The sequence below is a fragment of the Pantoea sp. M_9 genome (assembly GCF_008631385.1).
In the GTDB taxonomy this organism is placed as follows: Bacteria; Pseudomonadota; Gammaproteobacteria; order Enterobacterales; family Enterobacteriaceae; genus Pantoea; species Pantoea eucrina.
In genome coordinates this window covers 250,815-277,571 of record NZ_VWUF01000003.1, presented here as the reverse complement: position 1 = coordinate 277,571, position 26,757 = coordinate 250,815, and the positions used below count along the sequence as shown (strand labels likewise).

The following is a 26,757-nucleotide window of genomic DNA, read 5'->3' as shown; positions in this document are numbered from 1 at the left end:
TTTTTTGCCCTTTATTTATCAGTTATGCTGCGGCACCGGCCACACGCTTTTCACGGTTCAGCGACTGCAGTGCGGAGACGTCCACAATCAGCGCTACGCTGCCATCTCCCAGAATGGTGGCAGCAGAGATACCCGGCACTTTGCGGTAGTTACTCTCCAGGTTTTTCACCACCACCTGATGCTGACCAATTAACTGATCGACCAGCAGCGCATAGCGGCGGCCCGCACTCTGCAGAATAACCACAATCCCCTGCGTCGCATCGGTTTTGGCATTCTGCACATCAAAGACGTTCCACAGTTCAACCAGCGGCAGATATTCGCCGCGCACTTCCAGCACGCGCTCTCCGCCAGCCAGCGGCTTCAGCTCTTCTGCCGTTGGCTGCAGCGATTCCATAACGGCGTTCAGCGGCAGGATAAAGACTTCATCCGCTACGCGCACCGACATGCCATCCAGGATTGCCAGCGTCAGCGGCAGCAGAATACGAATGGTTGTGCCTTTGCCCTGTTTCGACGCAATTTCGACATGGCCACCCATCTCCTGGATGTTACGTTTCACCACGTCCATACCCACGCCGCGTCCGGAGACATCGGTGACCTGCTCAGCGGTAGAGAAGCCAGGAGCAAAGATCAGCATGCCGACTTCTTCATCACTCATGCTGTCGCTGACCGGCAGCCCTGAAGAGAGCGCTTTAGCCAGAATGCGCTCGCGATTCAGGCCGGCTCCGTCGTCGATCACCTCAATACAGATATTACCGCCCTGGTGCTCAGCAGAGAGCGTCAGGTTACCCGTGGCGGTTTTATTGGTTGCCAGGCGTTTTTCCGGCGTTTCGATACCGTGATCCAGACTGTTGCGCACCAGGTGAGTTAACGGATCGATAATGCGCTCAATCAGACTCTTATCCAGCTCGGTTGAGCTGCCCAGCAGCGTCAGCTCAACCTCTTTACCGAGCTTGCTCGCGAGGTCGCGTACCAGACGCGGGAAGCGGCTGAACACATACTCCATCGGCATCATACGAATCGACATTACCGACTCCTGCAGGTCGCGCGCGTTGCGCTCCAGCTGGCCCATGCTGTTGAGCAGATCGCCATGGGCGACCGGATCCAGCGCACCGGAACGCTGCGCCAGCATCGACTGGGTAATGACCAGCTCGCCGACCAGGTTAATCAGCTGATCCACCTTCTCCACCGCCACGCGAATACTGCTGGACTCGCTCGCTTTGGCCGGCGCCGCGGCGCGTTTGCTTTCACGTTTTACTGCCGGTGTGATATCCGTTACCGTCGCGCTCTGCGGCGGCGCGGTTACCGTTTCATCTGCTGCTACAGCAAGCGGGGCGGCGGCCTCTGCCTGCGGGAAGCGGATCTGCGCTTCATCGATGACAAAACAGAGCACCGCAACGATGTCATCTTTATCCACACCTTCAATTGTGGCTTCCAGTGAATGCGTGCCTTTAACGACGTCGGTTACGCTGCCGAGATTGCTCAGCTCCTCCAGCATCAGCTCTGGCTCTTTCTCTTTGAGATCGACCAGCTGCAGGCGCAGGCCGCGGCTGGCAGCCGTCGCCGCCGCAGGGATATCGACTACCGCAGCAGCAGGCGCTTCAGGCAGAATACCTTTCGCTTCCAGTGCCAGTTGACGCAGCGCCTCGCAGATGTAGTTAAAGCTCTCCGCATTAGGCTCCTGCGCAGTTTTATACGCATCGAGCTGTTCCTGCATAATATCTTTGGTTTCCAAAAACAGGTTGATGATGTCGGTGCTGAGCTGCATTTCGCCGCGGCGCGCACCATCCAGAATGTTCTCCAGGATATGAGTTGTCTCCTGTAAAACCGTAAAGCCAAACGTGCCCGCCCCGCCCTTGATAGAGTGTGCGGCACGAAAAATGGCATTTAACTGTTCGGCATCGGGCTCCTGGGGATCCAGTCCCAACAGGTGTTGCTCCATGTCCGCTAACAGCTCATCGGCCTCGTCAAAAAACGTCTGGTAAAAATCGCTGATGTCCATGCTCACGGGATCACCTCGGCTGTGAGGGTTGGTCTGGTGTTACCACACCCGCAGCGGGCGCTGCGGTGACGGCGGGCGCTGCCGGAGCCGCCGGAGCGGTCGGTGCGGTCGCTGCCGACGCAGCCGGTCCGGCTGGTGCAGTGATAGTGGGAATCATTTGTGCCGGATCGCTGACCTGAACGGCATCGCTTTCGGCATTCTCTTTTTCAATGGCGGCTTCAGTATCATGATTTAATACCAGCAGGCTGATACGGCGGTTGACCGCATCATCAGCGCCACGGTTTTTAAGCTTCATCGTGGCGGCCATCCCCACGACGCGCAGCATTTTGTTGCTGTCCAGGCCCCCGATAACCAGCTCGCGGCGGGACGCATTTGCCCGATCGGCGGAGAGCTCCCAGTTACTGTAGCCGCGTTCACCGCTGGCATACTGAAAGTCATCGGTGTGACCAGAGAGGCTGATTTTGTTCGGAATATCGTTCAGCAGCGGCGCAACCGCGCGCAGAATATCGCGCATATAGGGTTCAACTTCAGCGCTGCCGGTTTTAAACATCGGGCGGTTCTGGCTGTCGATAATCTGAATACGCAGCCCCTCCTCCACCATGTTAATAATCAGATGCGGTCGCAGCGCTTTCAGGCGCGGATCGGCTTCAATCAGCTGATCGAGCTTTTCGCGCAGCCGGTTAAGACGGATCTCATCCAGCTGGCGCTTTTGTGCATCCATATCCACCTGCTTCCTTACTTCGCCTTTCTGCTGGGTCGGATCGTCGCCGCCCCCCGGGATCGGGCTCTCGCTGTCGCTGCTGCGTGGTCCGCCAGTGACCGCAACTTTAAGCGGAGTTTTGAAATACTCGGCGATCTGAACCAGCTCCTGCGGATTGGCAATTGAGATCAGCCACATCACCATAAAGAATGCCATCATCGCCGTCATAAAGTCGGCATAGGCAATTTTCCATGAGCCGTGGCTGCCTTCATGCTTTTTATGTTTGCGCCGTTTAACCAGCACAATCGGGCGATTATCATGCTTCATGAATTCTGGTCCGAAGTCTGTTTAGCCGGGTTTTTAGCGTTGCGCACGTGCTCTTCCAGTTCAGTGAACGAAGGACGCTCGGTTGAATAGAGCGTTTTACGTCCAAACTCGACGGCGATCTGCGGGGCATACCCGTTCAGGCTGGACAGCAGCGTAACCTTGACGCACTGCATCATCTTGGTGGTCTCGGCGCACTTCTGACGCAATACCGACGCGAGCGGTGAAATAAAGCCGTAGGCCAGCAGGATGCCGAGGAAGGTGCCCACCATGGCGTGCGCAATTAGCGCGCCCAGCTCTGCCGCCGGACGATCGGCTGACGCCAGCGCATGCACGACCCCCATTACCGCTGCAACAATGCCGAATGCCGGTAAGCCATCGCCGATGGCAGATAAACTTTGCGCGGGTACTTCGCACTCATGCTCATAGGTCTCGATCTCTTCATCCATCAGCGCTTCAATTTCAAATGCATTCATGTTTCCGCTGACCATCAGACGCAGGTAGTCGGTAATAAAATCCACTAACTGTTTATCGGTTAAAATACGCGGATAATTAGCAAAAATTTCGCTCTGCGAGGGATCTTCAATATCGCGTTCCAGCGACAGCATGCCCTGCTGACGGGATTTCGCCATCAGCCGATAAAGCAGCGCCATTAAATCCATATAGACCGCTTTATTATATTTGGAGCCGCGCATCAGCAGCGGCAGCGCCTTAAGCGTCTTCTTAATAGACTTACCGTTATTACCGACCAGAAATGCGCCGACACCTGCCCCGCCAATGATCAGCAGTTCAGATGGCTGATAAAGCGCTCCTAAATGGCCGCCGACCATCAGATAACCGCCCAGCACGGAACCAAGGACCACGATATAACCCAGAATAATCAGCACAAAAACATCCTTACGTCCGTAACGTGTTGGTGGAAGTTAAGCCAGAGGGCCGCAGGCGATATTCACAAATCGGAGGCAAAAAAAAGCAGCGGGGGTAACCCGCTGCTGGATGGCTTCCACAATGCGAACATACTTAAACGGCGCGTTTAACCTGTTCATCCAGCAGTTGTGGAAAGGTATCGGCAGTATCTGCAGAAAGTTTACGTCTTTTTACGGCACGTGAAGGCGGCTGGCACAGGCTGCAGACAAAGCTGCCTGCGGGCTGATGTGCATGATTAATAAAGCTGCCGTGACAGCTTTTGCAGTCAGAGAGTTCCAGCATCCCACTTTCAACGAATCGCACCAGGGTCCAGGCGCGCGTCAGCGCCAACAGCGGGCCCTCGTCCGATTGCGGACACTGCTCAAGGTAGAGACGGTAGGCCTGAATGACAGCCTCCACGCCGCTGCTTAAGCCGGTTTTGAGTAAAAACTGCCAGGCGTTACAGAACATTGAGGCGTGAATATTCTGTTCCCACGTCATGAACCAGTCGGTAGAGAATGGCAGCATGCCTTTTGGCGGCGGCGCACCGCGCAGCTCTTTATATAATTTAATTAAGCGACCGCGACTTAATTGCGTTTCACTCTCCAGCATCTGCAGACGGGCACCCAGCGTGATCAGCTCCATAGCCAGCTGAATATCACGCGCTTCCTGAACGATACTTTTATCGCTCATTATACAGCCCTCTTTTTGGTGCTGGTTTCAGTTTTTGAAACGCTGCGCAGCAGACGGCTGGATAACAGGATCCCGGTGTGAATTTGCTGCAGATCGTCAACCCGTGACTCCTGAGTAAGACGATTAATCAAATTGTGATCGGTAAAGCGGAACTGACATACCAGCTGATTCGTTTCAGCCAGCTTTACCATTTCAGGTAAAGTGAGCTGAGCGAGTGCATCCGCCATTGCTTCATCAATACCCAGACGAAACATCGCTGACGGTTTTTCCTGGTTAATTAAGCGCTGCGCGAGCAGTAAATATGACAGATTGATGTCATATATATGTTTTAGTAATTCTGATGTACCCATTTTTTCCATCCTGATAGACGCGACATATATACGGCCACAGAATTTAATCTCTATGGTTCGGGTTGCTGGTTGGTAAATCTAAAGATGGCAAAAAATAAAATCAGGCATAAGCCAACATATATTTAATTGTTTCATTTCCTACCGGGACATTCAGTAGTAGCAGTCAAAATTCCAGGCCATTTTTTTCCTGAGTCTCAACTTTCTTCCCTGATGTCTTTTTATCGTTTTTTAAGACTAATCTGAAAACAACGCAAATCTATATGGTCTCTATCCGACATACAACGTGACCGGACCGGAATTTTAGATAAAGTGTGATCTGGATCACACTTTTAAGGCAAATTTTTTAACCGAAGCTTCAGGGATGCTTGCGTATTGTCTATTTTTTGCTCAAATTTCAAATTTTTCGCTAATATTTCCTAAGGAATTTCTCATATTTCCATTTAGTCGACACAGGTCACGTTATGCCGATCCTTTCGTTGTCATGTTGCGGTTATCTCATCATATCTCGCTACACTGGCTCTCTGTTGCAGCACAAAACACCAGAAAACCCCTGGTTTAATAAGTTTTAAATTAATCACTTACAGGGAATATTGCCTGAAGGCACCACTCTTGCACCGTAAGGGGCATGTAAAACGTGATGGCGCGTGACAAACGAAGTGTCAAGATAACGTCAGCAAAGGTGAGAAAACGGGTGTGGATGTAACTGGTTGTTACATTAGCAAAATGAATGGGTGGTACAGAAAACGCACTGATGTATAACTAACATCGGCCTGGCCAGCAAAAACTTTAGCGCTGATAACAAAACTTACAAAATCATGCCTATTTTTGCGCCGAATGCCGCACATTGCTCGCTCATCAACCGGTTAGCGTCACAAGGTATGAAATCGATTTCTTCTGTATTGCCGCTTCGGTTTCATCGCTTTTTGCCGGAGCACATCCGGATAGGCCGTTCGGCAGCAGTTGGCAGACTGACAAATATGCTTAGCCAGGTTTCTCTTTTTAATAACGCTTTTTGGCAAACGCACGGCAATAAAAAAGGGAGTGCGTTAACGCACTCCCCCGAGACCGCTTTCGGTTAACGGTTATGCCAGTTTCTGAAACGTGGCAACTTTATTTGCCGTCCCGTGATCGTCGCCGCGCGCGGGCAGCGCATTAAGATCGTGCAGGAACGTTTCGCGCCAGTGTGAAATATCCTGTTTACGCAGTACCGCCATCATATCGTTATAGCGGGTAATGCGTTCCGTACGCGACATAGTGAGTGCTTTATCCAGCGCAGCAGCCACTTCATCACGATCGTAAGGATTCACAATAAGCGCTGACGTCAGCTCGTTCGCTGCACCGGCAAAGCGTGACAGGACCAGCACGCCCGGGTCATCCGGATCCTGTGCCGCTACATACTCTTTCGCCACCAGGTTCATACCGTCGCGCAGGGGTGTTACCAGGCCGACATCGGTGAGGCGAAAAATTTTCATCAGCAGACGGCGATCAAAATGCTGGTTGAGGTAGTAGAGAGGCGTCCACCCCAGCGTGCCATATTTACCGTTGATGCGGCCCGCTTCAGTCTCCAGCTGGTGGCGGATATCCTGATAGGCCTGCACGTCGCCGCGTGAAGTCGGCGCAATCTGCGAGTAACGTATTTTCCCGCGGTGCTGCGGGAAGTTTTCCAGCAGCGCTTCATAAGCCAGAAAACGCTCGGGCAGGCCTTTGGAGTAGTCGAGGCGCTCACAGGCGATGATATTTTTGGCATCGCCCAGTTCGCGCTTCATCGCAGCCATCTTAGGCGGCAGCGGCCCTTCGGCCATCTCTTTGATCGCGTCAGGTTCAATACCGATCGGATAGACTTCGGTCATAAAGGTGTTGCCGAAAGCCCGATGCTTTTTCTCGCCTTTATTTTGCAGCTGCGTCTGCTGGCTGAGGCTGTCGAGAAACGCAACCCGGTCCGATTCGGTCTGGAAGCCCAGCAGATCGTAATCGCTCAGCATCTCCAGCAGCTCCTGATGCGGCGGCAGCGCATTGAAGATTTCCGGCGTCGGGAAAGGAATATGTAAAAAGAAACCGATTCGGTTGGTCACGCCCAGCTTGCGCAGCTCGGCGGCAAACGGCAGCAGATGGTAATCATGGATCCATAGCACATCATCAGACTGAATAAGCGGTTTGAGACGATGAGCCAGCGCCGTATTCACCCGGCAGTACCCTTCCCAGGCTTCACGCTGATATTGCACCAGATCGAGCCGATAGTGGAAGGCGGGCCAGATCACCGTGTTAGAAAACTGACAGTAATATTGATCGTAATCGTTCTGATTGAGCGGGAATGAAGCGTAGGTGATCCCATCGTGCTCCAGTTTTGCCAGCGGCTCTTCCTCTTCACCCGAATATTCGCTGATCTCTCCGTTCCAGCCAAACCATAAACCCCCGGTGTTTTTTAGCGCGTCAAGAATACCTACGGCCAGACCGCCTGCGCTGCTTTTACTTCCGTCGGGGATAGCAATACGGTTAGATACCACGACTAAACGACTCATAACCTGAACTCCTTACCAATATTGTCATGCTCTAATTGTAATAATAGTTGCTCCAGCCACTGCCAGACAGCGCCGGTATCCGGCAGCCGGTAACGCGCTTCACTGGAACCTTCGCCAACTTTGACGGAGATACCCTGTAGCGCATTGACCGCAAGAAAGCCTTTTTCATCAGTGAGATCGTCACCCACAAACACCGGAATACGTCCTGCAAAAGGCGCTTCCTGCATAAAGGCGTTAATAGCTGCGCCCTTATCGATTCCCTCAGGTTTGATTTCAACCACGCATTTGCCCGGCTGCAGCGTCAACTCAGAGAAGCGGCTAACGATCTGTTCCGCCAGCTGCATAATTGCCTGTTCATGCTCAGGGGCATTGCGGAAATGCAGCGCAAACGCCATACCTTTTGCCTCCAGCACTGCCCCTGGCCACTGGCTGAATGCCTGTTCCAGCTCATCATGCAGCGCTGAGGCAACCGTATCTGGCAGCGCATGACGATGGATCTGGCCAGTTGCATCGCGGCGCTCTGCGCCGTGCACGCCCGCCGCTGGCGCTTCAAGCGGCGCTGCCAGTTTATCCAGCTGGAATATTGGCCGTCCGGATACCAGCGCCAGTGCACCGTGGCTGAGATTAGAGATCTGCTGCAGATGCTGACGAACGCGGGCGGGAATGGTGACCTGATCGGGCTGTGCTTCAATCGCTGCCAGCGTGCCGTCAACGTCAAAAAAGAAGGCGTAAAGGCCGCCGCTTAACGACGGCAGGGTATTGGTCTCGCTTACCACAGATGTCACGTCTCCTCCTTTTATGAGTAAAACATCAGGATGTTCAGAGGCGTGCTGCAGATAAAATTCTTAGGGTAAACCACTAATAAATGCGCAACCTTTCCAGTTTAACGCCATGTATAACTGCATAACCTGACGCACAATGAACATCGGCAGCAATAAGTGTAGACCTTATTCTGCCTTTTGCCATAAAAGTTGCTGACCGGAAAAATAACTCCCGATGTACCGCCACGCTTTGCGTTTTAATAATCAGCGAAAAGATAATAAAAAAAGAATAAATATGTACAGCAGCAGGAAATATGTATGATTTTTTCTCCTGCACTAATTCAGATTATTCCTGTAGCCAGCAACGGCGCCCTGTAAATATTAAAAAAAGGATTAAGCCTGGAATGAGCGCCTTTTCATCCTGTATAAAGAAATTCTTAAAAAGCGCTGCGTGCCCCGTTTTTTTACCGCTTCAGTTGCAGCGGAATTGACCTGAATGGTGCATTTATGCACACTGACGCGGGTCAACGATATCGATGATAAAGAGCGATAAGATGGTGCAAAACTACAGTCAGCGCGTCCATTTTTACTACTGCATTCTGGTTGCGCTTAAAATCCATGCTCAGTCCAAAAAAAGCGCTCATCTGCGGGGGAAAAATAATTTCCTGCTGAAGTGGCTGCGTAATGCGCAGAACAATACAATTTTCCATCCGGATATTACCAGTGAGATTGAGTGGCTGCGCGGCAAGATCATCAGCGCCGGACCCGATGCCGATCTGGAGCCGATGCTGCAGTACGTTTATGAAACAGCTAAACGCGCGGAGAATTTACGTTACGGCTTCTGAGCCCGCCTCCGGCTTATGTTAAGAGAGAGGCAATTTTACGGCTGATTGCCTGCAGGAGCTTATTCACCAGTGACAAAGATGCAGGCGAATAAAAGAGGTTTTTAATATTTTCGTCGCTGCTCTTTTTGCGCTGCCGCTGCGCTGACCCGCTCTCCCTGCCAGCCATCACTTCCAGCCTGCCGCCATGCAAAATGTGATACCGCTTAAGCCCTTATTACGCGGTTTCAGCAGATCGCTATCACATCCCGCACGTCATTCGCGTATTATCGCCCGTCAGGAGTGTGTACCACTCTGCGTCGCACGTGACGCAGACTTCATGGAGAATCCGCATAATGGCAATGACTATTCGTCACGCCCGGCCGGAAGACGCCGGCTTACTGCAGCAGCTGGGGCGTATGACCTACAGCGCGCACTTTAAACACCTGTGGGTCTCTGCAGACGAGATGGATGCGTTTATCAGTAAAGAGTACGGTATGGATGCGCTTACCAGTAGCCTGTCTGATGCCAGTGAGTGCTGGCTGATTGCCGAGTCAGCGCAGCCTATCGGTTTTGCCAAAGTAAAGTGGAGCGTGCCGGTGCCCGATTCCGGGATGCGGGGTGCTCAGCTTTGCAAACTCTATCTCGATCCGCAGGAAACGGGCAAAAACGTCGGAAGACGAATGTTTGAGAGCATTATTGCCAGCGCGCGCAGCCGGCAGGAGGGTTACCTGTGGCTAGAAGTTATGGATGCCAATGTCAGAGCCAGAAAATTCTATGAGGCGTTTGGCATGCAGCATATTAAAGATATTCCTTTTGTTACCGCCTCACAGCAGAGCGTGTTGCAGATTCTGGGGATGCTGATTTAAGCCACCTGCCCTGTGTACCTGACTCAGGGCGAAAAGCCTCTCCGGCTCACATATCTGATTAATTTTGCCAATTATTCCGGATAACCGGATTTAATTGCTCCGGCGTCACTGGCCTGTTTAATTCGCTATGCTGCTAATTTGATGACGCTTTTTAATGCTGGCTGCAGCGTTTATAATTTCCCTGCCTGTTAAATAACAATAAAAAACAAAGAGTTAATATTATTTACCGCTTCGCTTGCGCAGACTGCATTCACCATTATTCTTTAAAACGTACCACGCACATAACTGCAATGATTCATCATGTTATTAAACACTCTTCAAGAGGCTATATCATGACTCAGCACAGAGGCGGTTCAGGTAACTTCGCAGACGATAAGCAGAAAGCATCTGACGCGGGCAAAAAAGGTGGACAGAAAAGCGGCAGCGGAAGCGGCGGCAGCTTTAAAGATGACCCTAAAAAGGCATCTGAAGCAGGCAAAAAAGGTGGCCAAAGCAGCCGTAAAGGTTCCTGATTAGCCAGGCAGCACAGGGATGTGCTGCAGTTCGACTCTTCGCCCTCTTCTCAATCTCTCCGCTTTAATCTGCCGTTACGCTTGCTGTTTCTCCCGCCGCAGACAACTCTTAAAGTCGTTTTACTTTCCCGGTTTTGCTCCAGACTTAACTTTTAATACTGAAAGGATTTACGCCCGTCATGAAACGTTTTTTATGCTCGCTGTTCAGCAGCCCTGAATCCTTATTGCAGGTCATGACACAACAGGATGTCACTGAATCGATGGAGGATGGAGACAGAATTATCATCGATGAAGATGGCAACGCCTCGGTCAATCCGCTCAGTCCTGAAGTACATAAAGATTTTGCTGAACACATTTCAACTCTGAAGGAAATTTAAATGGGCACGGCGATTTTCATGGTACTGATGGTATGCGGTTACTGGTATACCAGCCGCGATATGTCCAGCCGGCTAAAAATAAAGCGCTCATTCGGCTGGGATGTCTATTTTCTGATTGCCCTTTACGGCTGCATCTTTGTTGTACAGGGGGTGCTGGCAACGGCCATTATCTGGCTCCTGCTGCTGGGCGCTTCATTTGCGAATAACACGCTCGGCCTGAGTGCTGCACATCATGCTAACTGGCACGTCGATTTTATGACCTGGAGCTTTCTGGGCATCCAGGCACCGGTGGTCATTATGCTGACCTTTGCGGTGATGTTTTGCGTTTACCGCTCTAACTGGGCCGGCAGCGCCCGCCTGACCCCTGGCAGCCGTAAAGAGCTATATCAGCGCCTCTCCCGTTCTAACGGTATTGAACAGATGCTGCTGCACTGCATGGAAGAGGGTGAACTGGCATGGGTTACGCTGAAGTCCCGCCGGATTTACATTGGCATGATCCACGCCGCCACCTTTGAATTCCCCGGCACGGCAAATATCGTGATGATCCCGATGCTCAGCGGCTATCGCGATGCGCGCACGCTGAATCTGGCGATTGAGCACAACTATAGCCGCTGGTATCACGAACATGAGATCAGTTTCCTCTCCTCACCGAAAAGCGCCCTTGATTTTCGTAAGGTGCTGATGGTTGATCAGATTGAGAGCCTCTCCCTGTTCGACCCGGCCAGCGCCTCCGCGCTGGCTCTGGGCAAAAAACGTTATCAGCGCCGCCGCACGCCGTCTAATCGTCCCTGAGAGATGACGCTGAGGACGCAGCGGCCCGCCAGCGCCAGCTGCGTACCTCAGGCACATCTTCACCATACTCCCGCACCCAGGCGTGATGCGCAGCAAGACGCGCCTGCAGATCCTCCAGCAGATCCGGATGCTCTTCAGCCACGCCGGGCGCATGCAGCAGCGCAGCCTGCGCCAGATGATAGCGATCGAGCCTGTTCAGCACGGTCATATCAAAAGGCGTGGTGGTGGTGCCCTCTTCGTTGAATCCATGCACGTGGAAATTACGATGATTATTACGCTGATAAGTGAGCCGATGGATCAGCCCCGGATAGCCGTGGAACGCAAAGATAACCGGTTTGTCAGAGGTAAACAGATGCTCAAACTCCGCCTCGCTTTTACCATGCGGATGCTGCTCATTACTCTGCAGCGCCATCAGATCAACAACGTTTACCACGCGCACGCGCAGCGACGGCAGTAACTCCCGCAGCAGATCGACCGCTGCCAGCGTTTCCATAGTCGGTACATCGCCTGCACACGCCATCACCACGTCAGGTTCACTCGTACAGCTGGCCCACTGCCAGATGCCCATGCCCGCTTCACAGTGCGCAATCGCGCTATCGATATCAAGCCACTGCGGTGAGGGCTGCTTGCCCGCTACAATGACATTGATGCGATCCCAGGTGCGCAGACAGTGATCGCCCGTCCAGAGCAGACAGTTGGCATCAGGCGGCAGCCAGACGCGCACTATGTCTGCCTTTTTGTTCACAACGTGATCGAGAAAACCAGGATCCTGATGGCTGTAGCCGTTGTGATCCTGACGCCAGACGTGAGACGAAAGCAGATAATTCAGGGAAGAGACTGGCTGCCGCCACGGCAGTTTGCGCGACACTTTCAGCCATTTAGCGTGCTGGTTAAACATGGAGTCGACAATATGAATAAACGCTTCATAGCAGTTAAACAGGCCGTGACGCCCGGTAAGCAGATAGCCCTCCAGCCAGCCCTGACACTGATGCTCGCTCAGAATTTCCATCACGCGCCCGTCGCGTCCCAGCTGTTCATCCCACGGCTCCAGCGGCGCCATCCAGCTGCGGCTGGTGGCGTCAAATACCGGCGACAACCGGTTTGAAGCGGTTTCATCCGGACCAAACAGACGGAAATTATCGCTATTGAGGCGAAAAATTTCGCGCAGATAGAGGCCAAACTGATGCGTCGCTTCGCCCTGCTCTGCGCCCGGTGCGCTGAGCCCGAGCGCAAACTGCCGGATATCCGGCGTGACAAGCGGCCGCCGCAGCCGCCCGCCGTTGGCGTAAGGGGTCGCACTCATCCGTTTATCGCCCGCCGGAGCCAGCGCCCGCAGCTCAGCGTTTAGACGTCCGCTGGCGTCAAACAGCGTTTCAGGCTGATAACTGCGCAGCCACGCTTCGAGGATCTGCCGATGCGCTTCATCCTCACGACATCCGGCGACCGGCACCTGGTGCGCACGCCAGAACCCTTCGACTCTCTTGCCATCAACCTCTTTGGGTCCTGTCCAGCCTTTCGGCGTGCGCAGCACGATCATCGGCCAGCGCGGTATCTCTTCACTATGGGCGCCACTGCGCGCCCGCTGCTGGATGGATGCGATAGTATCAAAAGCGCGATCCAGCGTAGCGGCCATCTTCTGATGCATGCGCTGTGGATCATCGCCACAGACAAAGAGCGGCTCATAGCCATACCCGCTGAAGAGCTGCTGCAAATCTTTGTCGCTGGTGCGCCCCAGCAGCGTCGGATTAGCGATCTTGTAGCCATTGAGGTGAAGAACAGGCAATACAGCCCCGTCACGCTGCGGATTAAGAAAATGGATCCCGTGCCAGCTGGCGGCCAGCGGACCGGTCTCTGCTTCACCGTCACCAATAACGCAGGGCACAATTAAATCCGGATGATCGAATGCGGCACCAAAAGCGTGTGAGAGCGAATAGCCCAGCTCTCCCCCTTCATTGATTGAGCCAGGCGTTTCAGGCGCCGCATGGCTCGGAATGCCGCCGGGAAAAGAGAATTGTTTGAACAGACGCTGCATACCCTGCTCATCGTCACTGACCTGGGGGTAGATTTCACTATAGGTCCCCTCCAGCCAGCTATTGGCTACCATGCCGGGGCCGCCATGTCCGGGGCCGCAGACGTAAAGCAGGTCAGCGTTGCGCTGGCGAATAACGCGGTTGAGGTGGGCATAGATGAAATTGAGTCCGGGCGTGGTCCCCCAGTGTCCCAGCAATCTTGGTTTAATATGCTCAGGCAGCAGCGTTTCACGCAGCAGCGGATTCGCCATCAGGTAGATTTGGCCCACAGACAGATAATTAGCTGCTCGCCAGTAGCGATCAAGCAGTTCCAGTTCAGCCGTGGTCACAGAGTCGGTCATCACCTCTTCTCCTCGTTACAGGGTAATAACTAACCTTAATCGAGAAAACAACATGCTGCGAATCAGTCCGCCGAAGATATTCAGCTGATGCTTCAATAAATTAATTGCTAACCGAAGCGCATGATTATATTTAAGCGATGCGGTAATTATCGCTGCGCTTAAATATAATAAATACTATAAAATCAAACTATGCAGATAATTCTTACAAGCAAATAATCAAACCGCCCCGCTTGCAGATTAAAGAAACGTGATTACTATTAAATACGCAGCTCGCACATGATTGGTTATTTAGATCATGTCATTATCAACTCATGAAGAGGAAATATACTATGACTCAACATCGAGGCGGTTCAGGTAATTTCGCAGATGACAAACAGCGGGCATCTGAAGCGGGTAAAAAAGGCGGACAGAATAGCGGCGGAAGTTTCAGCAATGACCGTGAAAAGGCGTCTGACGCTGGCAAAAAAGGGGGTCAGAGCGGCAATCGCGGCTCCTGACAGCTGATGTCAGGGATGAACCCTGCTGCGCAGGGATCGCGCGTTTAATGATTATTGCGCTTCAGAGGACGCTAATCCCGGCTGTCTGAAATCTCATATTAATGAATAAACTGCATGCGTTATTTGACGCCTGCCTGGCTGTTTATTACTGCACGGAGAATACTCATGAAAGTTGAATCTTTGCTCGACCTTTTTATTCACGATCTCTCAGATGTTTATAGTGCAGAAAAACAGATAACCCGCGCGCTGCCCAAAATGGCGCGTGCAGCTTCTGATGAAACGCTTAAAGCAGCATTTAAACAACATCTGGAAGAGACTCAGGGGCAAATTGAGCGCCTTGATCAGGCAGTAGAAGCACACGAAGAATTACGTATTAAACGCATGAAGTGCCATGCGCTGGAAGGTCTGGTAGAGGAAGCGCAGGAGCTTATCGACGCAACTGAAGCGGGCCCGGTGCGTGATGCTGGCCTGATAGGCGCGGCGCAGAAAGTTGAACACTACGAAATTGCCACTTACGGCACGCTGGTGGCCATGGCCAAAAAACTGGGCCTCGATCAGGCCGCCAGTCTGCTCGCAGAAACGCTGGCTGAAGAAAAATCTACCGATGAAAAACTCACAACTATTGCGGAACAGCAGTAACGCACTATTACAAGGGCCAGCCCATCGGCCTGACTGTTAACACTGAGGTGAGCCATGTTTCGACACGTTAAAAAATTGCAGTATACCGTCAGGGTAAGTGAGCCTAATCCCGGACTGGCTAATCTGCTTCTGGAGCAGTTTGGCGGTCCGCAGGGCGAACTGGCAGCCGCCATGCGCTATTTTACCCAGGGCTTAGGAGATGACGATCTCGGACGCCGTGACATGCTGATGGACATTGCGACCGAAGAGCTGAGCCATCTTGAAATTATCGGTTCGCTGGTAGGCATGCTCAATAAAGGGGCCAAAGGCAAGCTGGCTGAAGGCACGGAAGCGGAGGGCGAACTTTATCGCTCTATTACCGGTGCAGGTAATGACAGTCATCTTACCTCTATTCTCTATGGTGGCGGCCCGCCGCTGACAAACTCAGGGGGCGTGCCATGGACCGCGGCGTATATCGATACTATCGGCGAAGTGACGGCGGATTTGCGCTCCAACATCGCTGCTGAGTCCCGCGCTAAGATTATTTATGAACGCCTGATTAATGTAACTGATGACGTTGGCGTAAAAGACGCGCTGGGCTTTCTGATGACGCGTGAAGCCGCCCACCAGCTCTCTTTTGAAAAGGCGCTCTACTCTATCCGTAATAACTTTCCGCCGGGTAAACTGCCGCCAATCGAAGAGTATGCGCATACCTATTTCAGTATGTCTGACGGGGATGATGTACGCGGCAGCTGGAATTCAGATGAGAATTTCAACTACGTCGCCGATCCGCAGCCTGCCGTGGATGGCGGTGATGGTCATGCCTCAGTGGTGCTCTCTGCGGATGAAGCGGCAGCGCTGAAGGCTATGGCCACCAGAACAGCCTCCAATCCTGATGTTAATCCGGAAACCGGTGCTGAACTGGGCAGTGAAAAGCCACAGACGTAACCCGTAAGGAGAGAACAATGCATCATAAACCTGTACAGCGTGCCCATGCAGGTTATCAGCCTGATAACGATGAGCCTGAACTGCCTGATGATGATGCGGGCAGTGCGCCAGAATCAGGTGATAAGCAGCCTGAATAAACATGACTCCTTCTGACCGCCTTCGGGCGGTTTTTTCATCATAAGAGCAATTTTTTTAACGGCCTGAGCCAGCCTGAGGAGCCACCTTAATAAGCGAGACGGTAAAAGCACGCTAATTAATACAGCAAACTCAGCACGTTAAAATTTTTATTTTTTATTCTGGCGTTTTTCTGATTCTGGTCTATGTTCCTTTAGTCAGGTTAGTACCAATAATCACTATAAGAAGTTAAGGAACTTTTATGGATTTCGCTCGTTTTAAAACCCGTTTACAGCAATGGGAGCATTTGCACTTCACCAGCGTAGAATTACAGCAGCGCGATGGCAGATTTGAAATTTACGCTACTGCAGCAGAGCATCAGACGCTCAGCCAGCTCTTTATCTGCAATGCGAGTAATGAGTCTGCCGCGCAGGAAGAGATAAAACAGCTGCAAAGCTGGCTACAGAAAATTAAGTCCGGCAGAAGCAAGCGGCTGAATGCGCGCCCGGTTCGTCAGGTAACGGTAAATGTCCCTGGCACAGGTATCAGTCGTTAAACAACAGAACCTATTTCGCAGCGCTGACAATTCGCGTACAACTTTAAACTGAATGGCTTAAATAAAGCGCGCTACTTTCAATTAACTGTACACACAAGCCAAAAGTGTACAGAAAAGAGAGCAACGCCTGAGCCGGATCGAAGTGAAATGCAAAAAGCTCTTCATGGATTGAAGAGCAGAAAGCGTGGTCAGGCGTCCTCTGGCGTATAGCCAACGACAATTTCCAGCGTGCGACGCAGAACGTCAGCTTCAGCGCTGCCGCTGGTCGACTCCAGCGCCATAATCAGGTAAAGAATAATCGACTTGTTAGTCACTCGTCCCTCGGTGGCAAGGATGCTGCGTATTACGCCATCCAGCACCTGTGACTCATCGCTTAACGCATGGCCGGCATCGCGAAAATGCGCAGCCAGCTCATTATCAGGCAGCATATTGTATAAGTTTTGAAGGTCTGCCATTTTTCCGTCTCAAACTATTGAAGATAAGGCCGCAATATACCTTATCGGGCTGAATTAATGTTTACGGCTATTGCCGGATGACTGGTCGTTGCTAAACAGGGGATGAACGTTATCTTTTTCCGGTTCGTTTCGTTGTTGCTGACCAAGAGAAATGCTGGTCCGGACCTCTTTCAGGGCCATACTGATTGCTGTGCGATACTCTTCATCAGTGGCCTGCATCTGCATATTCTGCAGCTCTGCCATCAGTGCGTGGGTGTTAACGGGCCCGGAACGCTGAAGCAGCGTCAGGGCGGCTTCACCGATGATTTCGTCTATACTCTTCTGGTGTTTGCTCATCTTCATAGTGAATCTCTGTTTGCCGCCACTTCAAAGGGAAGCACGACAGTAAAACAGCGCCACGCAGTGCGTGGCGCGATACAGCTCGTCACAGGTTATACATGAGGTAGTGCACTCTTCCCTGTTTACTTAGTCTGACTATAACCCGGTGGTCAATCTGGTGTTAGCTTTCCCGCTCAAACAGTAAGCCGATAAGCTGATGATAGTGCTGCTCTTCTGCTGCTTCTGTTGCCAGTTCAAGGCGGCGCAGCAGCTTAGTGCAGATAGATTTGCGATTCAGATTGCGGCCTTCACGCAGAATCTCCACGACAATTTGTCCCAGTGTTTCCTGCTGAGAAGGCAGCGATGCTTTACTGAAATAGTTGGCAATCGCCTCAACTGAGTTCGGAGCATATCCGTTCTGGCGCATAAGTGACTCCCGTAAATGTTAAAATTAACAATAAAAAAGTGGAAACCTAACCTGCTGTACAGGATTTCCAAAAAACTTGTACAAAGAATAATAAATGGCAGGGTAAGATTTTTTTGCAAAAAGTGCTATTGAAAGAGGGTTGAGATAACTTTACGCGTATCTTCAGGAAAGGAAATCAGTGAGGAGTGGGCTCATCGCCGCTACAGGCTGACGATGAGCAGGGGGCTTAATGGCGGCGTGCACTATTGCCGGAGCCGGCAACGGTANAAAAAGTGCTATTGAAAGAGGGTTGAGATAACTTTACGCGTATCTTCAGGAAAGGAAATCAGTGAGGAGTGGGCTCATCGCCGCTACAGGCTGACGATGAGCAGGGGGCTTAATGGCGGCGTGCACTATTGCCGGAGCCGGCAACGGTAATGCTGTCCGCTCGCTCTGACAGCGCTTTTAACGGCGAATCAGAACGACGGTCAGCCTGCTCTGTAGAGCGATGATCCAGCAGCCACTGCTGCGCCTTATGGATCTGTCTGTCGCGCGCCGTATCTGTTTCGCGACAAGCCATCTGGTGCAGTTCAGCCGTCAGGGATGCCAGAGTCACATCTGCACGTCGCATCATTAATGCCCAGGCGGCTTCCCCAATAACCGGATACTCATTTTTCATACTTTACCTCCTGAGAATGTGAGCTTGCGCCAGGTTCTCAGGTTTTAGTATAGACCACTACTGGCAAATGTCGTCCGTTATGACTACACGCCTGACGGCATTACGCCACACGATATTTATCTTTTTGTCAGGTCTGTTATTTATCGCCCTGCCCTTACCCCGCTACGCTTATTCCCCCATGAAAAAGCGTAATTATCTAAACCACAGAAACCCGCCAGCTCAATAAGCAGGGATTTCGATTTAACCCGCCACGCTTAATATCGCCTGCTACCACATCAATATTAACCAGATAAAAAAGAGCCACCATCTATAATAATCATCATCAGGTAACGCTTATTTAAGCGAAGCGTGGATAATCGACCACTAAATAATAAATCGGGATGCATATATGGATCGGGAATTAATCGAAACGGCAACTATTCTGGGCGATCTTCTGCTTGAACGAAAACTGACTGTCACCACCGCAGAATCCTGTACTTCAGGCTGGGTCGGCTCTACCCTCGCGGCCGTCAGCCAGAGCAGTCAGTTTTACAGCAGCGGCTTTATCACTTACACCAATCGGGCGAAACACCGAATACTGAACGTCAGTGAAGAGACGCTGGCACGTGACAGCGCCGTCAGCGAAGCCGCAGTACGTGAAATGGCCGCAGGCGCGAAAGCGCTTTCCGGCGACGATAGCAGCATTGCAGTGAGCGGTTATGCCGGACCAGACGGCGGTGAGGATGGTACACCAGCCGGTACCGTCTGGTTTGCCTGGGGCTTGCCTGATGGCACTCTTCAGACCTGTTGTCAGCGTTTTTCCGGCAAAAGCGAAGAAGTAGTCCGGCAGGCAACAAAATATAGTCTCGAGCAGCTGACGGCACGACTCTGCGCTCTGTTCAGCCAGTCCGCCCCGGACAGCTGAGTGCGTTTTACCTGAACAGCCTGTGCGGTCTGCGATTATCGGGTTGAATTCCGCCCCGTTCACCCGCACTCTTATGCTTTCGACCTGACAGGAGTAAATGTAATGGCAACCGAATATGCGATCGTTGCGGGCGGCTGTTTCTGGTGTACCGAAGCCGTTTTTAAAGATGTAATTGGTGTTGAATCGGTTGAGAGCGGCTATACCGGTGGCCAGCGCCCCGATCCGACTTATGAGCAGGTATGCAGCGGGGCAACCGGTCATGCTGAAGCTATCCGCATCGGGTTTGATCCGGCGCAGATAAGCTACGGCGATCTGCTGGATATCAGTTTTGCCACGCACGATCCTACCCAGCTTAACCGTCAGGGAAATGATATCGGAACGCAGTACCGCTCAGCCATTTTCCCTGCTAATGCTGAACAGGAAGCAGAAGCGATTGCAGCCATTGCGCGCGCGCAGGAAGATCATGACGTGCCGGTAGTGACAACCGTAGAACCGCTCAAAACCTGGTATCCGGCGGAAGCCTACCATCAGGACTACTGGGAAGGTGCGGGACAGCGCAACGGCTACTGCATGGCAGTTATCCCGCCTAAACTGCAGAAGCTGCGTAAAAGCTTCGCCAGTCGTGTGAAGACCGCTTAAGTTCTGCATACCCTCTTATCTGCAGGCCATTATTCAGCGTGGCCTGTTATATTTTCCGCAACCGCGCCGCCATTATCCGTCATAATAGGTTCCTTTTCCGCTAAGTGAACGCCATCATGACGCCTTCAGTCCCTGCTACGCCGATGCGCCGGCGGACGATGAAACTTAATACGCTGGTCACGTTGATGCTGAGCGCCGTGATTGTTCTGGTGCTGTGTACCGTGCATATGTTCTATTTCTTTCAGATCGGTGCCTCTACCCGGTCACAGCTGGAAGATAAAGCGATGGCCGTCGCCCGTACGCTGGCCACCTCGCCAGATGTTCAGCGGGCGCTGCTGCTCTCCCCCGCTGAAGCTCATCTGCAGCCGGTCGCAAAAGCGGTTGAGACCAGTAATAACCTGCTGTTTATCACCATCACCAACATGGCGGGCATACGCTACTCCCATCGCAATCCGGAACTGGTTGGTCAGCATTTCATCGGCAACGATATTCAGCCTGCACTGCGCGGTCAGGAAAATGTTTCTGTCAACCAGGGGTCACTGGTTCGGGCACTGCGTGTTTTTACCCCGGTGTTCAATGCACAGCATCAGCAGATTGGGGTGGTGGCTATCGGTATTTCACTGGATGCCGTTACCGATCAGATTAACCAGAGCCGCTGGATCATTCTGTGGACTATCCTGATCGGCGCGCTGGCGGGGGCGCTGGGTACGCTGATTCTGGTGCGCGTGCTGAAACGTATTCTGTTCGGGCTGGAACCCTATGAAATTTCTACCCTGTTTGAGCAGCGTCAGGCCATCCTCAATTCAGTCAAAGAGGGCGTGGTGGCGATGGACGATCGGCATGAAGTGACGCTGATTAATCAGGCTGCCTGCCATCTGCTGAGTGACGCAGCGCAGGCGCAGCATGCGCCTGACGAAAGCTGGCGCGCTGACACCGCCGCGGTCGAACCGCAGCTGCGCAGCGTATTGCAGAGCGGACGAGCGCGGCGCGATGAGGAGATCAACGTGAATGGCCGACTGCTGCTGACCAATACCGTTCCGGTACGCACGGCGGAGCGGATTATTGGCGCGGTCTGTACGTTCAGGGATAAAACGGAAATCAGCCAGCTGATGCAGCGCTTAAGCGGCATGGTAAACTATGTCGATGCCCTGCGTGAACGCTCGCACGAGTTTATGAACAAGCTGCATGTGATCCTCGGCCTGCTGCATATGAAAAACTATGCGCAGGTTGAATCGTATATCCTGAAAACCGCCAATAACTATCAGACAGAGATTGGCTTTTTGCTGGATAAGATCAAATCCCCGGTGATTGCGGGGATCCTGTTAAGTAAAATCAATCGCGCCTCAGACTGCGGTCACCGGCTCACTATCAGCGATGCCAGCTACCTGCCAGACAGCGGCAGCGAAGCGCAGATGGCGGCGCTGATTACCGTAACCGGCAATCTGGTAGAGAACGCGCTTGATGCGCTGCGGGAGCAGACTGAAGGAGAGATCCACCTGATGCTCCATTATCAAAACGGCTGGCTGACCTGCGAAGTGAGCGACGACGGACCGGGCATTGATGCAGCGCATCTGGCGACCATTTTTGATAAAGGTTTCTCTACCAAAGGTGAGAACCGCGGAGTCGGACTGTTTCTGCTTAAGCAGCAGGTGGAAAGCCTTGGCGGCAGCGTCAGCGCAGAGTCTGAGCCCGGCGTATTCACGCAATTTTTGGTCCAGCTACCCTGGGATAAAGGAAATTAAACCGCATGATTAATGTTTTAGTGGTTGACGATGATGCCATGGTTGCCGAACTCAACCGCAGTTTTATCGGTCAGGTACCCGGTTTTCACTGCTGTGGTACGGCGGCAACGCTGCAGCAGGCGCGCGATTTTTTATTCAACAGCGATACGCCGATCGATCTGCTGCTGCTGGATATCTATATGCAGCAGGAGAATGGCCTGGAGCTGCTGCCTGAGCTGCGGAAAGCGCAAAGCCCGACAGAGGTGATTATTATCTCCTCCGCGGCCGATGCAGAAAATATCAAAACATCGCTGCACTACGGAGTAGTCGATTACCTTATTAAGCCGTTTCAGTTTCCGCGTTTTGAAGAGGCGCTGACCAGCTGGCAGCAGAAAAAATCGCTGATGGATAATCATCAGCACTATCAGCAGGCTGACGTCGATCTGCTGATCCACGGCAATCCGGCGACGCATCACGATAATAAGCGTCTGCCCAAAGGCCTGACGCCACAAACACTGCGCACGCTCTGTCAGTGGATAGATGCGCACCCCGCGCAGGAATTCTCCACCGATGAGCTGGCTGCCGAGGTGAATATTTCACGCGTTTCTTGCCGCAAATACCTCATCTGGCTGGCGCAGATCAATATTCTGTTTACCAGCATTCATTATGGCGCCACCGGACGTCCGGTCTATCGCTATCGTCTGCAGCCGGAATATCGCTCGCTGCTGCAGCAATATTGTCAGTAGTGCAGTTTCCATGTGGTATCAACTGGCCGGAATCGGTAGTGACGCGGTGACGAGCAGACGATCTGCCGATCGCGGGTGACAAAAATGGCATCGATATCGGACTGGCTGGCGAGCCAGTTCAGTCCCTGTTCTGTGCCCATGCCATACAGCAGCGTGGTATAGATGTCGCCATCCAGCGATCGGTCACTTATCACCGTCACGCTTAACAGTTCATTATCCAGCGGATAGCCGGTACGCGGGTCAAAAATATGGTGCCAGCAGCGCCCCTGCTGTTCAAAATAACGCTCATAGATCCCGGACGTGACGACTGATTTCTCCCGCACCTCGATTACGCCAAGCAAAGCGTTATCATCAGCAAAGGGCTTTTTCAGGCCAATTTGCCACCCCTGCGGTTCATGCGGGGGCGCACCCAGCGTCTGCACATTGCCGCCAAGATTGATCAGCGCCTGCGTCACTCCCTGCTGACGCAGCCACTGCTGGACCCGATCGGCAATATAGCCTTTGGCTATGGCACCGAGATCGATCTCCATACCGCGCTGCGGCAGATAAACCGACTGCGCCGCGGCGTCCAGCACGACCTGATGCGGGTTGGTAAGAGGCAACAGCGCGGTGATGTCAGCGGCTGCGGGCACGCTGTTGCCCTGAAAACCAATTTTCCAGCGCTTAACTATCGGACCAATGGCGAAGTTGAACGCGCTGTCCCGCAGCGTGCTGACCGTATGGGCCACCTGAATCAGATTAAACACTGCGGGACTGACCGTCACCGGCCGCTCGCCGGCAGCATGGTTAATCGCCATAACCTCTGACTGCACCCGGTTGACGGTAAACAGATTCTCCTGCTGTGCAATCAGGCGAAACACCTGCTGTGCCAGCGCGGCATTATTTTCAAAGAGTTTCAGCAGCACAGGCGATCCCATCTGAACGGCTGAATAGCTGTAGACACCTGCCTCGTTAGCCATAATTGCCTCATTACTACCGGCGCCCGCGCAGACGGACACCGGTGCAGGTTAATTACCTAAGGCGAGTTTAGCGGCGTTATGCCCCGCTTTGATACCAAAGATGATGATATCCGCTACGGCATTCCCGCCGATGCGGTTGGCGCCGTGAATACCGCCGACCACTTCCCCGGCAGCCCAGGCACCGGTGATCGGCTGATTCTGCGCATCCAGCACTGCGGTTTCCGTGTTGATGGTGACGCCACCCATAGTGTGGTGAACGCCAGGCGCCACGCGAATAGCGTAATAAGGCCCCTGATTAAGCGGATGGCGCAGCGCCGTTTTACGGCCAAAATCTTCGTCATGCTGGTTAATCACACACTCATTGTAGCGACCCAGCGTACCCTGCAGTGATTCCTGGTCCATATTGAGCTTAACCGCCAGCTCGTGCGGCGTAGGTGCGCTGATGACAAATCCTTTGGCGATATATTCGTCAGCGGCTTTGTTATTACGGCGCACCTGCTCATCGAAGATGATCCAGGCACTTTTCTCCGGCAGCGCAATAATCTCCGCCGAGACTTTATCGCGCGTCTCCATTTCGTTATAGAAGCGCTTGCCCGCCTGGCTTACCAGAATTGCCCCGCCGCCGCGCATCGCTTCTGAAATCAGATAAGAAGTGGTCTGTTCAACCGTGGGATGGATCTGAATCTCGCCCATATCAACCGTACCGGCGCCAATATGCTGCAGCATCGCGATGCCGCTGCCGGTGGCTCCGGCGTGGTTGGTCGTGACAAAGCCATCCAGTTCCGGACGATACTTCACTACCATCTCCCGGTTGGCGCTGAAGCCACCGGTGGCGACAATCACACTTTTTNGAATGCGGCTGTCGTTATATTCATCTACCACCTTAACCCCGGTAACCACGCCGTTTTCACAGAGGATTTCAGCAACTGAGGTCTCAAGCAGCACCTCAATATTGCGCTGATTAACATTTTTCACCAGCCCGCTGATCAGGAAGCCGCCTACCGCTGAGCGATCTTCAGGCCGGTGCGTACGGTCAATGCTCATCCCACCCGTGATGGTGATATCGCTAAGCTCAATCTGCTTCGCTGCCAGCCACTCGATGGCTTCCGGCGCGCGTTCGACAAACTCATGCAGCAGCTGCGGATTATTTTTACCTTTACCGCCTTTCAGCGTCTCTTCATAAAACAGCGCTTTGCTGTCTTCAATGCCTTTCAGCTTCTGATAGCGCGTCTCGGCGGCGTTCATCCCCACTGACGCCTTAATGGTATTCCCGCCAATGGTGGGCATTTTTTCAATCAGTACCACGCGGGCGCCGTCGTCGTGCGCCTGAATAGCCGCCGCGAGACCTGCGCCACCGGTGCCGATGACCACAACGTCGTAATTGACCGGCGCGTTCGGGTTGCCCCCTTCCTCAATCACATACTCTTTGCTGGAGGTCGCCAGCGCACGCGACACCGCTTTTTTCAGCGCCTCGCTTTGCGTAGTGGCCCCGGTCACCGCATCAACGTGCGGACTGTTTGCAACCAGAATACGCTCGCGCAGGCTTTCAAACGTACTGGTGAAGTCAACATCCAGCGCCGGATCCGGCACCAGTTCAATGTCAGTGATGCGATCGGTATCCAGCGTGACGTTGATTTTCAGCTTCAGCGCTTCCGCCTCTACCTTCGCCTGATACACCCCGGCTTTATATTTGCGATGGCCGTCGCTGACGTCGCGGATCATGGCGTCCACCAGCGAGAAGCGCCAGAGCGGCTCCGGAATTGTCAGCTCCTCGCGTTTGCTACTGTCGATGTAAAGTTCAAGGTGCTCATTGTTAATAATGCGGTCCGCCCAGTTGGGCCAGGCGATACAGGCTTTCCCGACGGCAACCAGATCGAAGCCCGACTCCAGCGCCAGCTCGGCATCCGCTTTATTCACCACGCCGCCGACGCCAATCACCGGAATGCGGGCCAGCTGCGCTGAACGCTGCGCAATGTATTTGGTAATCAGAGGCGTGGGGTCGCTGGTGTCAACAATGGAAGGACGCAGCAGCTGACCGACGGAGAAGTGCACGTAATCAAGGCCGCGCGCGGCGAGCTTCTCCAGCAGATAGAGGGTGTCATCCCAGCGAATACCGGGCACCTCAATCTCTTCCGGTGAAAAGCGATAGCCGATAATAAAGTCTGCGGCAGCGAAGCGATCGGCCATCTGATGCGTGATTTCCAGAACCTCCAGCGGAAAGCGCGCCCGGTTATCGCGACTGCCGCCCCATTTGTCACTGCGCTGGTTGGAGTTGGGCGAATAGAACTGCTGAATCAGATAGGTATTGGCACCGTGAATTTCCACGCCATCAAAACCCGCTTTGATGGCACGGTTCACCGCATCACCAAACTTTTTGATCATGACATCGACTTCATCTGCGGTCAGCGCCTGCGGTGTGGTGGCCCCTTCGCGCGGTGCGGCGATGGCGCTGGGCGCGACAGGCGTTTTCCCGCCAATCAGCGCCGGCTCAACCATGCGGCCACCGTGGTAAATCTGCAGGATAGCTTTAGAACCCTGAGATTTGATCGCGTGGGCTATTCTGGCCAGTCCCGGGATCTTGTTGTCGCTGTCGATGGCGATGGCGCCAGGAAATGCCGGACCACGATTATCGATAAACGCACACTCTACGATGACGGTGCCGATTGTGCCGGCACGCACCCGATAATAGTCAACCAAATCGCTGGTGACGCCACCGTCGTAATAGCCGGTACAGGTTGTCATGGGTGCCATCACCAGACGGTTTTTCAGCACGGCACCTTTAGGCAGGGTAAGGGGTTTCAGCAGCGGGGTAAGCGTGTTCATGATAAGCGACTCCGAAAATCAAAAATGAAATTCAATTCCTGGCAGTGTGACCGGTTAAATAATTAAAGTGGTCCGACTTCATGCTGTAAATATAACATTTAATTTAGTTACATAACTTATATCATTAGTTATATAAATTACCGATAAGGAAAGCCTATTTTCAGCAGGGAAGGAGCGTAACGCGTTCCGCTAAGTTTCGTTCAAAAGTTGATTAAAATCAAAGTTAATTCAATTCACAAAAATAAACTATATATTTCATAGTGTTAAAATTGAAATAGCTGTCAGGTATCGGAAAAAAACGCGTCTCACCCTGCATGATATCGTTAGTGCTGCTCTGAATAATCGTCATAACACCCTGAAAATAACGCAGATAAAAATAA

27 protein-coding genes are annotated in these 26,757 nt (G+C 52.7%); 13 read left to right on the top strand and 14 right to left on the bottom strand.

Annotated elements, in window-relative coordinates; genetic code table 11:
- Positions 1-22: 22 nt before the first annotated feature.
- The 7 genes from cheA to otsB all read right to left on the bottom strand — a co-directional run bounded on the left by cheA (position 23) and on the right by otsB (position 8,276).
- On the bottom strand, positions 23-1,999 hold the full coding sequence (gene cheA / locus F3I15_RS08150) for a chemotaxis protein CheA (RefSeq protein ID WP_190314976.1): 1,977 nt from the start codon (positions 1,997-1,999) through the stop codon (positions 23-25).
- A 10-nt stretch (positions 2,000-2,009) separates the two neighbouring features.
- Positions 2,010-3,026, bottom strand: a complete 1,017-nt coding sequence (motB, locus tag F3I15_RS08145; RefSeq protein WP_150017396.1) for a flagellar motor protein MotB — start codon at positions 3,024-3,026, stop codon at positions 2,010-2,012.
- Positions 3,023-3,910, bottom strand: coding sequence for a flagellar motor stator protein MotA (motA, locus tag F3I15_RS08140; protein ID WP_150017395.1), 888 nt, complete (start codon positions 3,908-3,910; stop codon positions 3,023-3,025). The genes motB and motA overlap by 4 nt, the downstream gene beginning before the upstream one ends.
- A gap of 133 nt (positions 3,911-4,043) precedes the next feature.
- Positions 4,044-4,622 carry a flagellar transcriptional regulator FlhC gene (gene flhC / locus F3I15_RS08135; protein ID WP_071668763.1) on the bottom strand — a complete coding sequence of 193 codons (579 nt, stop codon included), beginning with the start codon at positions 4,620-4,622 and terminating at the stop codon, positions 4,044-4,046.
- Positions 4,622-4,972, bottom strand: coding sequence for a flagellar transcriptional regulator FlhD (gene flhD, locus F3I15_RS08130; protein ID WP_065649518.1), 351 nt, complete (start codon positions 4,970-4,972; stop codon positions 4,622-4,624). The genes flhC and flhD overlap by 1 nt, the downstream gene beginning before the upstream one ends.
- Positions 4,973-6,054: 1,082 nt before the next feature.
- A complete protein-coding gene (otsA, locus tag F3I15_RS08125) occupies positions 6,055-7,491 on the bottom strand; it encodes an alpha,alpha-trehalose-phosphate synthase (RefSeq protein WP_108569269.1) in 1,437 nt (478 codons plus the stop codon).
- Positions 7,488-8,276, bottom strand: a complete 789-nt coding sequence (otsB, locus tag F3I15_RS08120; RefSeq protein WP_150017394.1) for a trehalose-phosphatase — start codon at positions 8,274-8,276, stop codon at positions 7,488-7,490. The genes otsA and otsB overlap by 4 nt, the downstream gene beginning before the upstream one ends.
- A 530-nt stretch (positions 8,277-8,806) precedes the next feature.
- Between otsB and F3I15_RS08115 the strand changes: the two genes are divergently transcribed.
- The 5 genes from F3I15_RS08115 to F3I15_RS08095 all read left to right on the top strand — a co-directional run bounded on the left by F3I15_RS08115 (position 8,807) and on the right by F3I15_RS08095 (position 11,623).
- On the top strand, positions 8,807-9,097 hold the full coding sequence (locus tag F3I15_RS08115; protein WP_150017393.1) for a DUF2913 family protein: 291 nt from the start codon (positions 8,807-8,809) through the stop codon (positions 9,095-9,097).
- A 332-nt stretch (positions 9,098-9,429) separates the two neighbouring features.
- Positions 9,430-9,942 carry a GNAT family N-acetyltransferase gene (locus F3I15_RS08110; protein WP_150017392.1) on the top strand — a complete coding sequence of 171 codons (513 nt, stop codon included), beginning with the start codon at positions 9,430-9,432 and terminating at the stop codon, positions 9,940-9,942.
- A gap of 332 nt (positions 9,943-10,274) precedes the next feature.
- On the top strand, positions 10,275-10,454 hold the full coding sequence (locus F3I15_RS08105) for a KGG domain-containing protein (protein ID WP_039383978.1): 180 nt from the start codon (positions 10,275-10,277) through the stop codon (positions 10,452-10,454).
- A gap of 179 nt (positions 10,455-10,633) precedes the next feature.
- Positions 10,634-10,831: a hypothetical protein gene (locus F3I15_RS08100; protein WP_150017391.1), complete on the top strand. Its 198-nt coding sequence runs from the start codon at positions 10,634-10,636 to the stop codon at positions 10,829-10,831.
- A complete protein-coding gene (locus F3I15_RS08095) occupies positions 10,832-11,623 on the top strand; it encodes a hypothetical protein (protein WP_150017390.1) in 792 nt (263 codons plus the stop codon). It abuts the gene before it with no gap.
- Here the strand turns inward: F3I15_RS08095 and F3I15_RS08090 are convergent.
- Positions 11,610-13,994, bottom strand: a complete 2,385-nt coding sequence (locus tag F3I15_RS08090; RefSeq protein ID WP_150017475.1) for a phosphoketolase — start codon at positions 13,992-13,994, stop codon at positions 11,610-11,612. The two genes, F3I15_RS08095 and F3I15_RS08090, sit on opposite strands and share 14 nt — an antisense overlap.
- 329 nt (positions 13,995-14,323) lie before the next feature.
- Between F3I15_RS08090 and F3I15_RS08085 the strand changes: the two genes are divergently transcribed.
- The 4 genes from F3I15_RS08085 (at position 14,324) to F3I15_RS08070 (ending at position 16,727) form a co-directional block, all read left to right on the top strand.
- Entirely contained in the window at positions 14,324-14,491 is a 168-nt protein-coding gene (locus tag F3I15_RS08085; protein WP_150017389.1) for a general stress protein, read from the top strand.
- A 165-nt stretch (positions 14,492-14,656) separates the two neighbouring features.
- On the top strand, positions 14,657-15,130 hold the full coding sequence (locus F3I15_RS08080) for a ferritin-like domain-containing protein (RefSeq protein ID WP_150017388.1): 474 nt from the start codon (positions 14,657-14,659) through the stop codon (positions 15,128-15,130).
- A 54-nt stretch (positions 15,131-15,184) separates the two neighbouring features.
- Complete coding sequence (locus tag F3I15_RS08075) at positions 15,185-16,057, top strand: manganese catalase family protein (protein ID WP_039383967.1); 873 nt, start codon at positions 15,185-15,187, stop codon at positions 16,055-16,057.
- 376 nt (positions 16,058-16,433) lie between these two features.
- The gene (locus F3I15_RS08070; RefSeq protein ID WP_190314963.1) at positions 16,434-16,727 is read left to right on the top strand and encodes a hypothetical protein; all 294 of its coding nucleotides are present in this window, start codon (positions 16,434-16,436) and stop codon (positions 16,725-16,727) included.
- Between the two features lie 188 nt (positions 16,728-16,915).
- On the opposite strand, the gene F3I15_RS08065 is transcribed toward F3I15_RS08070, so the two are convergent.
- From F3I15_RS08065 to F3I15_RS08050, 4 genes are all read right to left on the bottom strand, one after another.
- Positions 16,916-17,182: a biofilm development regulator YmgB/AriR family protein gene (locus F3I15_RS08065; protein WP_150017387.1), complete on the bottom strand. Its 267-nt coding sequence runs from the start codon at positions 17,180-17,182 to the stop codon at positions 16,916-16,918.
- Positions 17,183-17,236: 54 nt separating this feature from the next.
- Positions 17,237-17,524, bottom strand: a complete 288-nt coding sequence (locus F3I15_RS08060; RefSeq protein WP_150017386.1) for a hypothetical protein — start codon at positions 17,522-17,524, stop codon at positions 17,237-17,239.
- A gap of 157 nt (positions 17,525-17,681) precedes the next feature.
- Positions 17,682-17,927 carry a regulatory protein YcgZ gene (ycgZ, locus tag F3I15_RS08055; RefSeq protein WP_150017385.1) on the bottom strand — a complete coding sequence of 82 codons (246 nt, stop codon included), beginning with the start codon at positions 17,925-17,927 and terminating at the stop codon, positions 17,682-17,684.
- A 376-nt stretch (positions 17,928-18,303) separates the two neighbouring features.
- The gene (locus F3I15_RS08050) at positions 18,304-18,585 is read right to left on the bottom strand and encodes a hypothetical protein (RefSeq protein ID WP_150017384.1); all 282 of its coding nucleotides are present in this window, start codon (positions 18,583-18,585) and stop codon (positions 18,304-18,306) included.
- A gap of 388 nt (positions 18,586-18,973) precedes the next feature.
- Between F3I15_RS08050 and F3I15_RS08045 the strand changes: the two genes are divergently transcribed.
- From F3I15_RS08045 to dcuR, 4 genes are all read left to right on the top strand, one after another.
- Entirely contained in the window at positions 18,974-19,489 is a 516-nt protein-coding gene (locus tag F3I15_RS08045; RefSeq protein WP_150017383.1) for a CinA family protein, read from the top strand.
- Positions 19,490-19,591: 102 nt separating this feature from the next.
- Entirely contained in the window at positions 19,592-20,128 is a 537-nt protein-coding gene (msrA, locus tag F3I15_RS08040) for a peptide-methionine (S)-S-oxide reductase MsrA (RefSeq protein ID WP_150017382.1), read from the top strand.
- A 116-nt stretch (positions 20,129-20,244) separates the two neighbouring features.
- Entirely contained in the window at positions 20,245-21,870 is a 1,626-nt protein-coding gene (locus tag F3I15_RS08035) for a sensor histidine kinase (protein ID WP_150017381.1), read from the top strand.
- Between the two features lie 5 nt (positions 21,871-21,875).
- Positions 21,876-22,595, top strand: coding sequence for a two-component system response regulator DcuR (gene dcuR, locus F3I15_RS08030; protein WP_150017380.1), 720 nt, complete (start codon positions 21,876-21,878; stop codon positions 22,593-22,595).
- Here the strand turns inward: dcuR and F3I15_RS08025 are convergent.
- Complete coding sequence (locus F3I15_RS08025) at positions 22,589-23,554, bottom strand: FAD:protein FMN transferase (protein WP_150017379.1); 966 nt, start codon at positions 23,552-23,554, stop codon at positions 22,589-22,591. The genes dcuR and F3I15_RS08025 overlap by 7 nt on opposite strands.
- 48 nt (positions 23,555-23,602) lie before the next feature.
- Positions 23,603-26,377 (bottom strand): flavocytochrome c, encoded by a 2,775-nt coding sequence (locus F3I15_RS08020; RefSeq protein ID WP_150017378.1) that lies wholly within the window; start codon positions 26,375-26,377, stop codon positions 23,603-23,605.
- Positions 26,378-26,757 lie beyond the last annotated feature (380 nt).

Coding starts and splice junctions, on each gene's coding strand:
- cheA (WP_190314976.1), bottom strand. CDS start 1,999: ATGGACATCAGCGATTTTTACCAGACGTTTTTTGACGAGGCCGATGAG.
- motB (WP_150017396.1), bottom strand. CDS start 3,026: ATGAAGCATGATAATCGCCCGATTGTGCTGGTTAAACGGCGCAAACAT.
- flhC (WP_071668763.1), bottom strand. CDS start 4,622: ATGAGCGATAAAAGTATCGTTCAGGAAGCGCGTGATATTCAGCTGGCT.
- flhD (WP_065649518.1), bottom strand. CDS start 4,972: ATGGGTACATCAGAATTACTAAAACATATATATGACATCAATCTGTCA.
- otsA (WP_108569269.1), bottom strand. CDS start 7,491: ATGAGTCGTTTAGTCGTGGTATCTAACCGTATTGCTATCCCCGACGGA.
- F3I15_RS08115 (WP_150017393.1), top strand. CDS start 8,807: ATGGTGCAAAACTACAGTCAGCGCGTCCATTTTTACTACTGCATTCTG.
- F3I15_RS08110 (WP_150017392.1), top strand. CDS start 9,430: ATGGCAATGACTATTCGTCACGCCCGGCCGGAAGACGCCGGCTTACTG.
- F3I15_RS08105 (WP_039383978.1), top strand. CDS start 10,275: ATGACTCAGCACAGAGGCGGTTCAGGTAACTTCGCAGACGATAAGCAG.
- F3I15_RS08100 (WP_150017391.1), top strand. CDS start 10,634: ATGAAACGTTTTTTATGCTCGCTGTTCAGCAGCCCTGAATCCTTATTG.
- F3I15_RS08095 (WP_150017390.1), top strand. CDS start 10,832: ATGGGCACGGCGATTTTCATGGTACTGATGGTATGCGGTTACTGGTAT.
- F3I15_RS08090 (WP_150017475.1), bottom strand. CDS start 13,994: ATGACCGACTCTGTGACCACGGCTGAACTGGAACTGCTTGATCGCTAC.
- F3I15_RS08085 (WP_150017389.1), top strand. CDS start 14,324: ATGACTCAACATCGAGGCGGTTCAGGTAATTTCGCAGATGACAAACAG.
- F3I15_RS08080 (WP_150017388.1), top strand. CDS start 14,657: ATGAAAGTTGAATCTTTGCTCGACCTTTTTATTCACGATCTCTCAGAT.
- F3I15_RS08075 (WP_039383967.1), top strand. CDS start 15,185: ATGTTTCGACACGTTAAAAAATTGCAGTATACCGTCAGGGTAAGTGAG.
- F3I15_RS08070 (WP_190314963.1), top strand. CDS start 16,434: ATGGATTTCGCTCGTTTTAAAACCCGTTTACAGCAATGGGAGCATTTG.
- F3I15_RS08065 (WP_150017387.1), bottom strand. CDS start 17,182: ATGGCAGACCTTCAAAACTTATACAATATGCTGCCTGATAATGAGCTG.
- F3I15_RS08060 (WP_150017386.1), bottom strand. CDS start 17,524: ATGAAGATGAGCAAACACCAGAAGAGTATAGACGAAATCATCGGTGAA.
- ycgZ (WP_150017385.1), bottom strand. CDS start 17,927: ATGCGCCAGAACGGATATGCTCCGAACTCAGTTGAGGCGATTGCCAAC.
- F3I15_RS08050 (WP_150017384.1), bottom strand. CDS start 18,585: ATGAAAAATGAGTATCCGGTTATTGGGGAAGCCGCCTGGGCATTAATG.
- F3I15_RS08045 (WP_150017383.1), top strand. CDS start 18,974: ATGGATCGGGAATTAATCGAAACGGCAACTATTCTGGGCGATCTTCTG.
- msrA (WP_150017382.1), top strand. CDS start 19,592: ATGGCAACCGAATATGCGATCGTTGCGGGCGGCTGTTTCTGGTGTACC.
- F3I15_RS08035 (WP_150017381.1), top strand. CDS start 20,245: ATGACGCCTTCAGTCCCTGCTACGCCGATGCGCCGGCGGACGATGAAA.
- dcuR (WP_150017380.1), top strand. CDS start 21,876: ATGATTAATGTTTTAGTGGTTGACGATGATGCCATGGTTGCCGAACTC.
- F3I15_RS08025 (WP_150017379.1), bottom strand. CDS start 23,554: ATGGCTAACGAGGCAGGTGTCTACAGCTATTCAGCCGTTCAGATGGGA.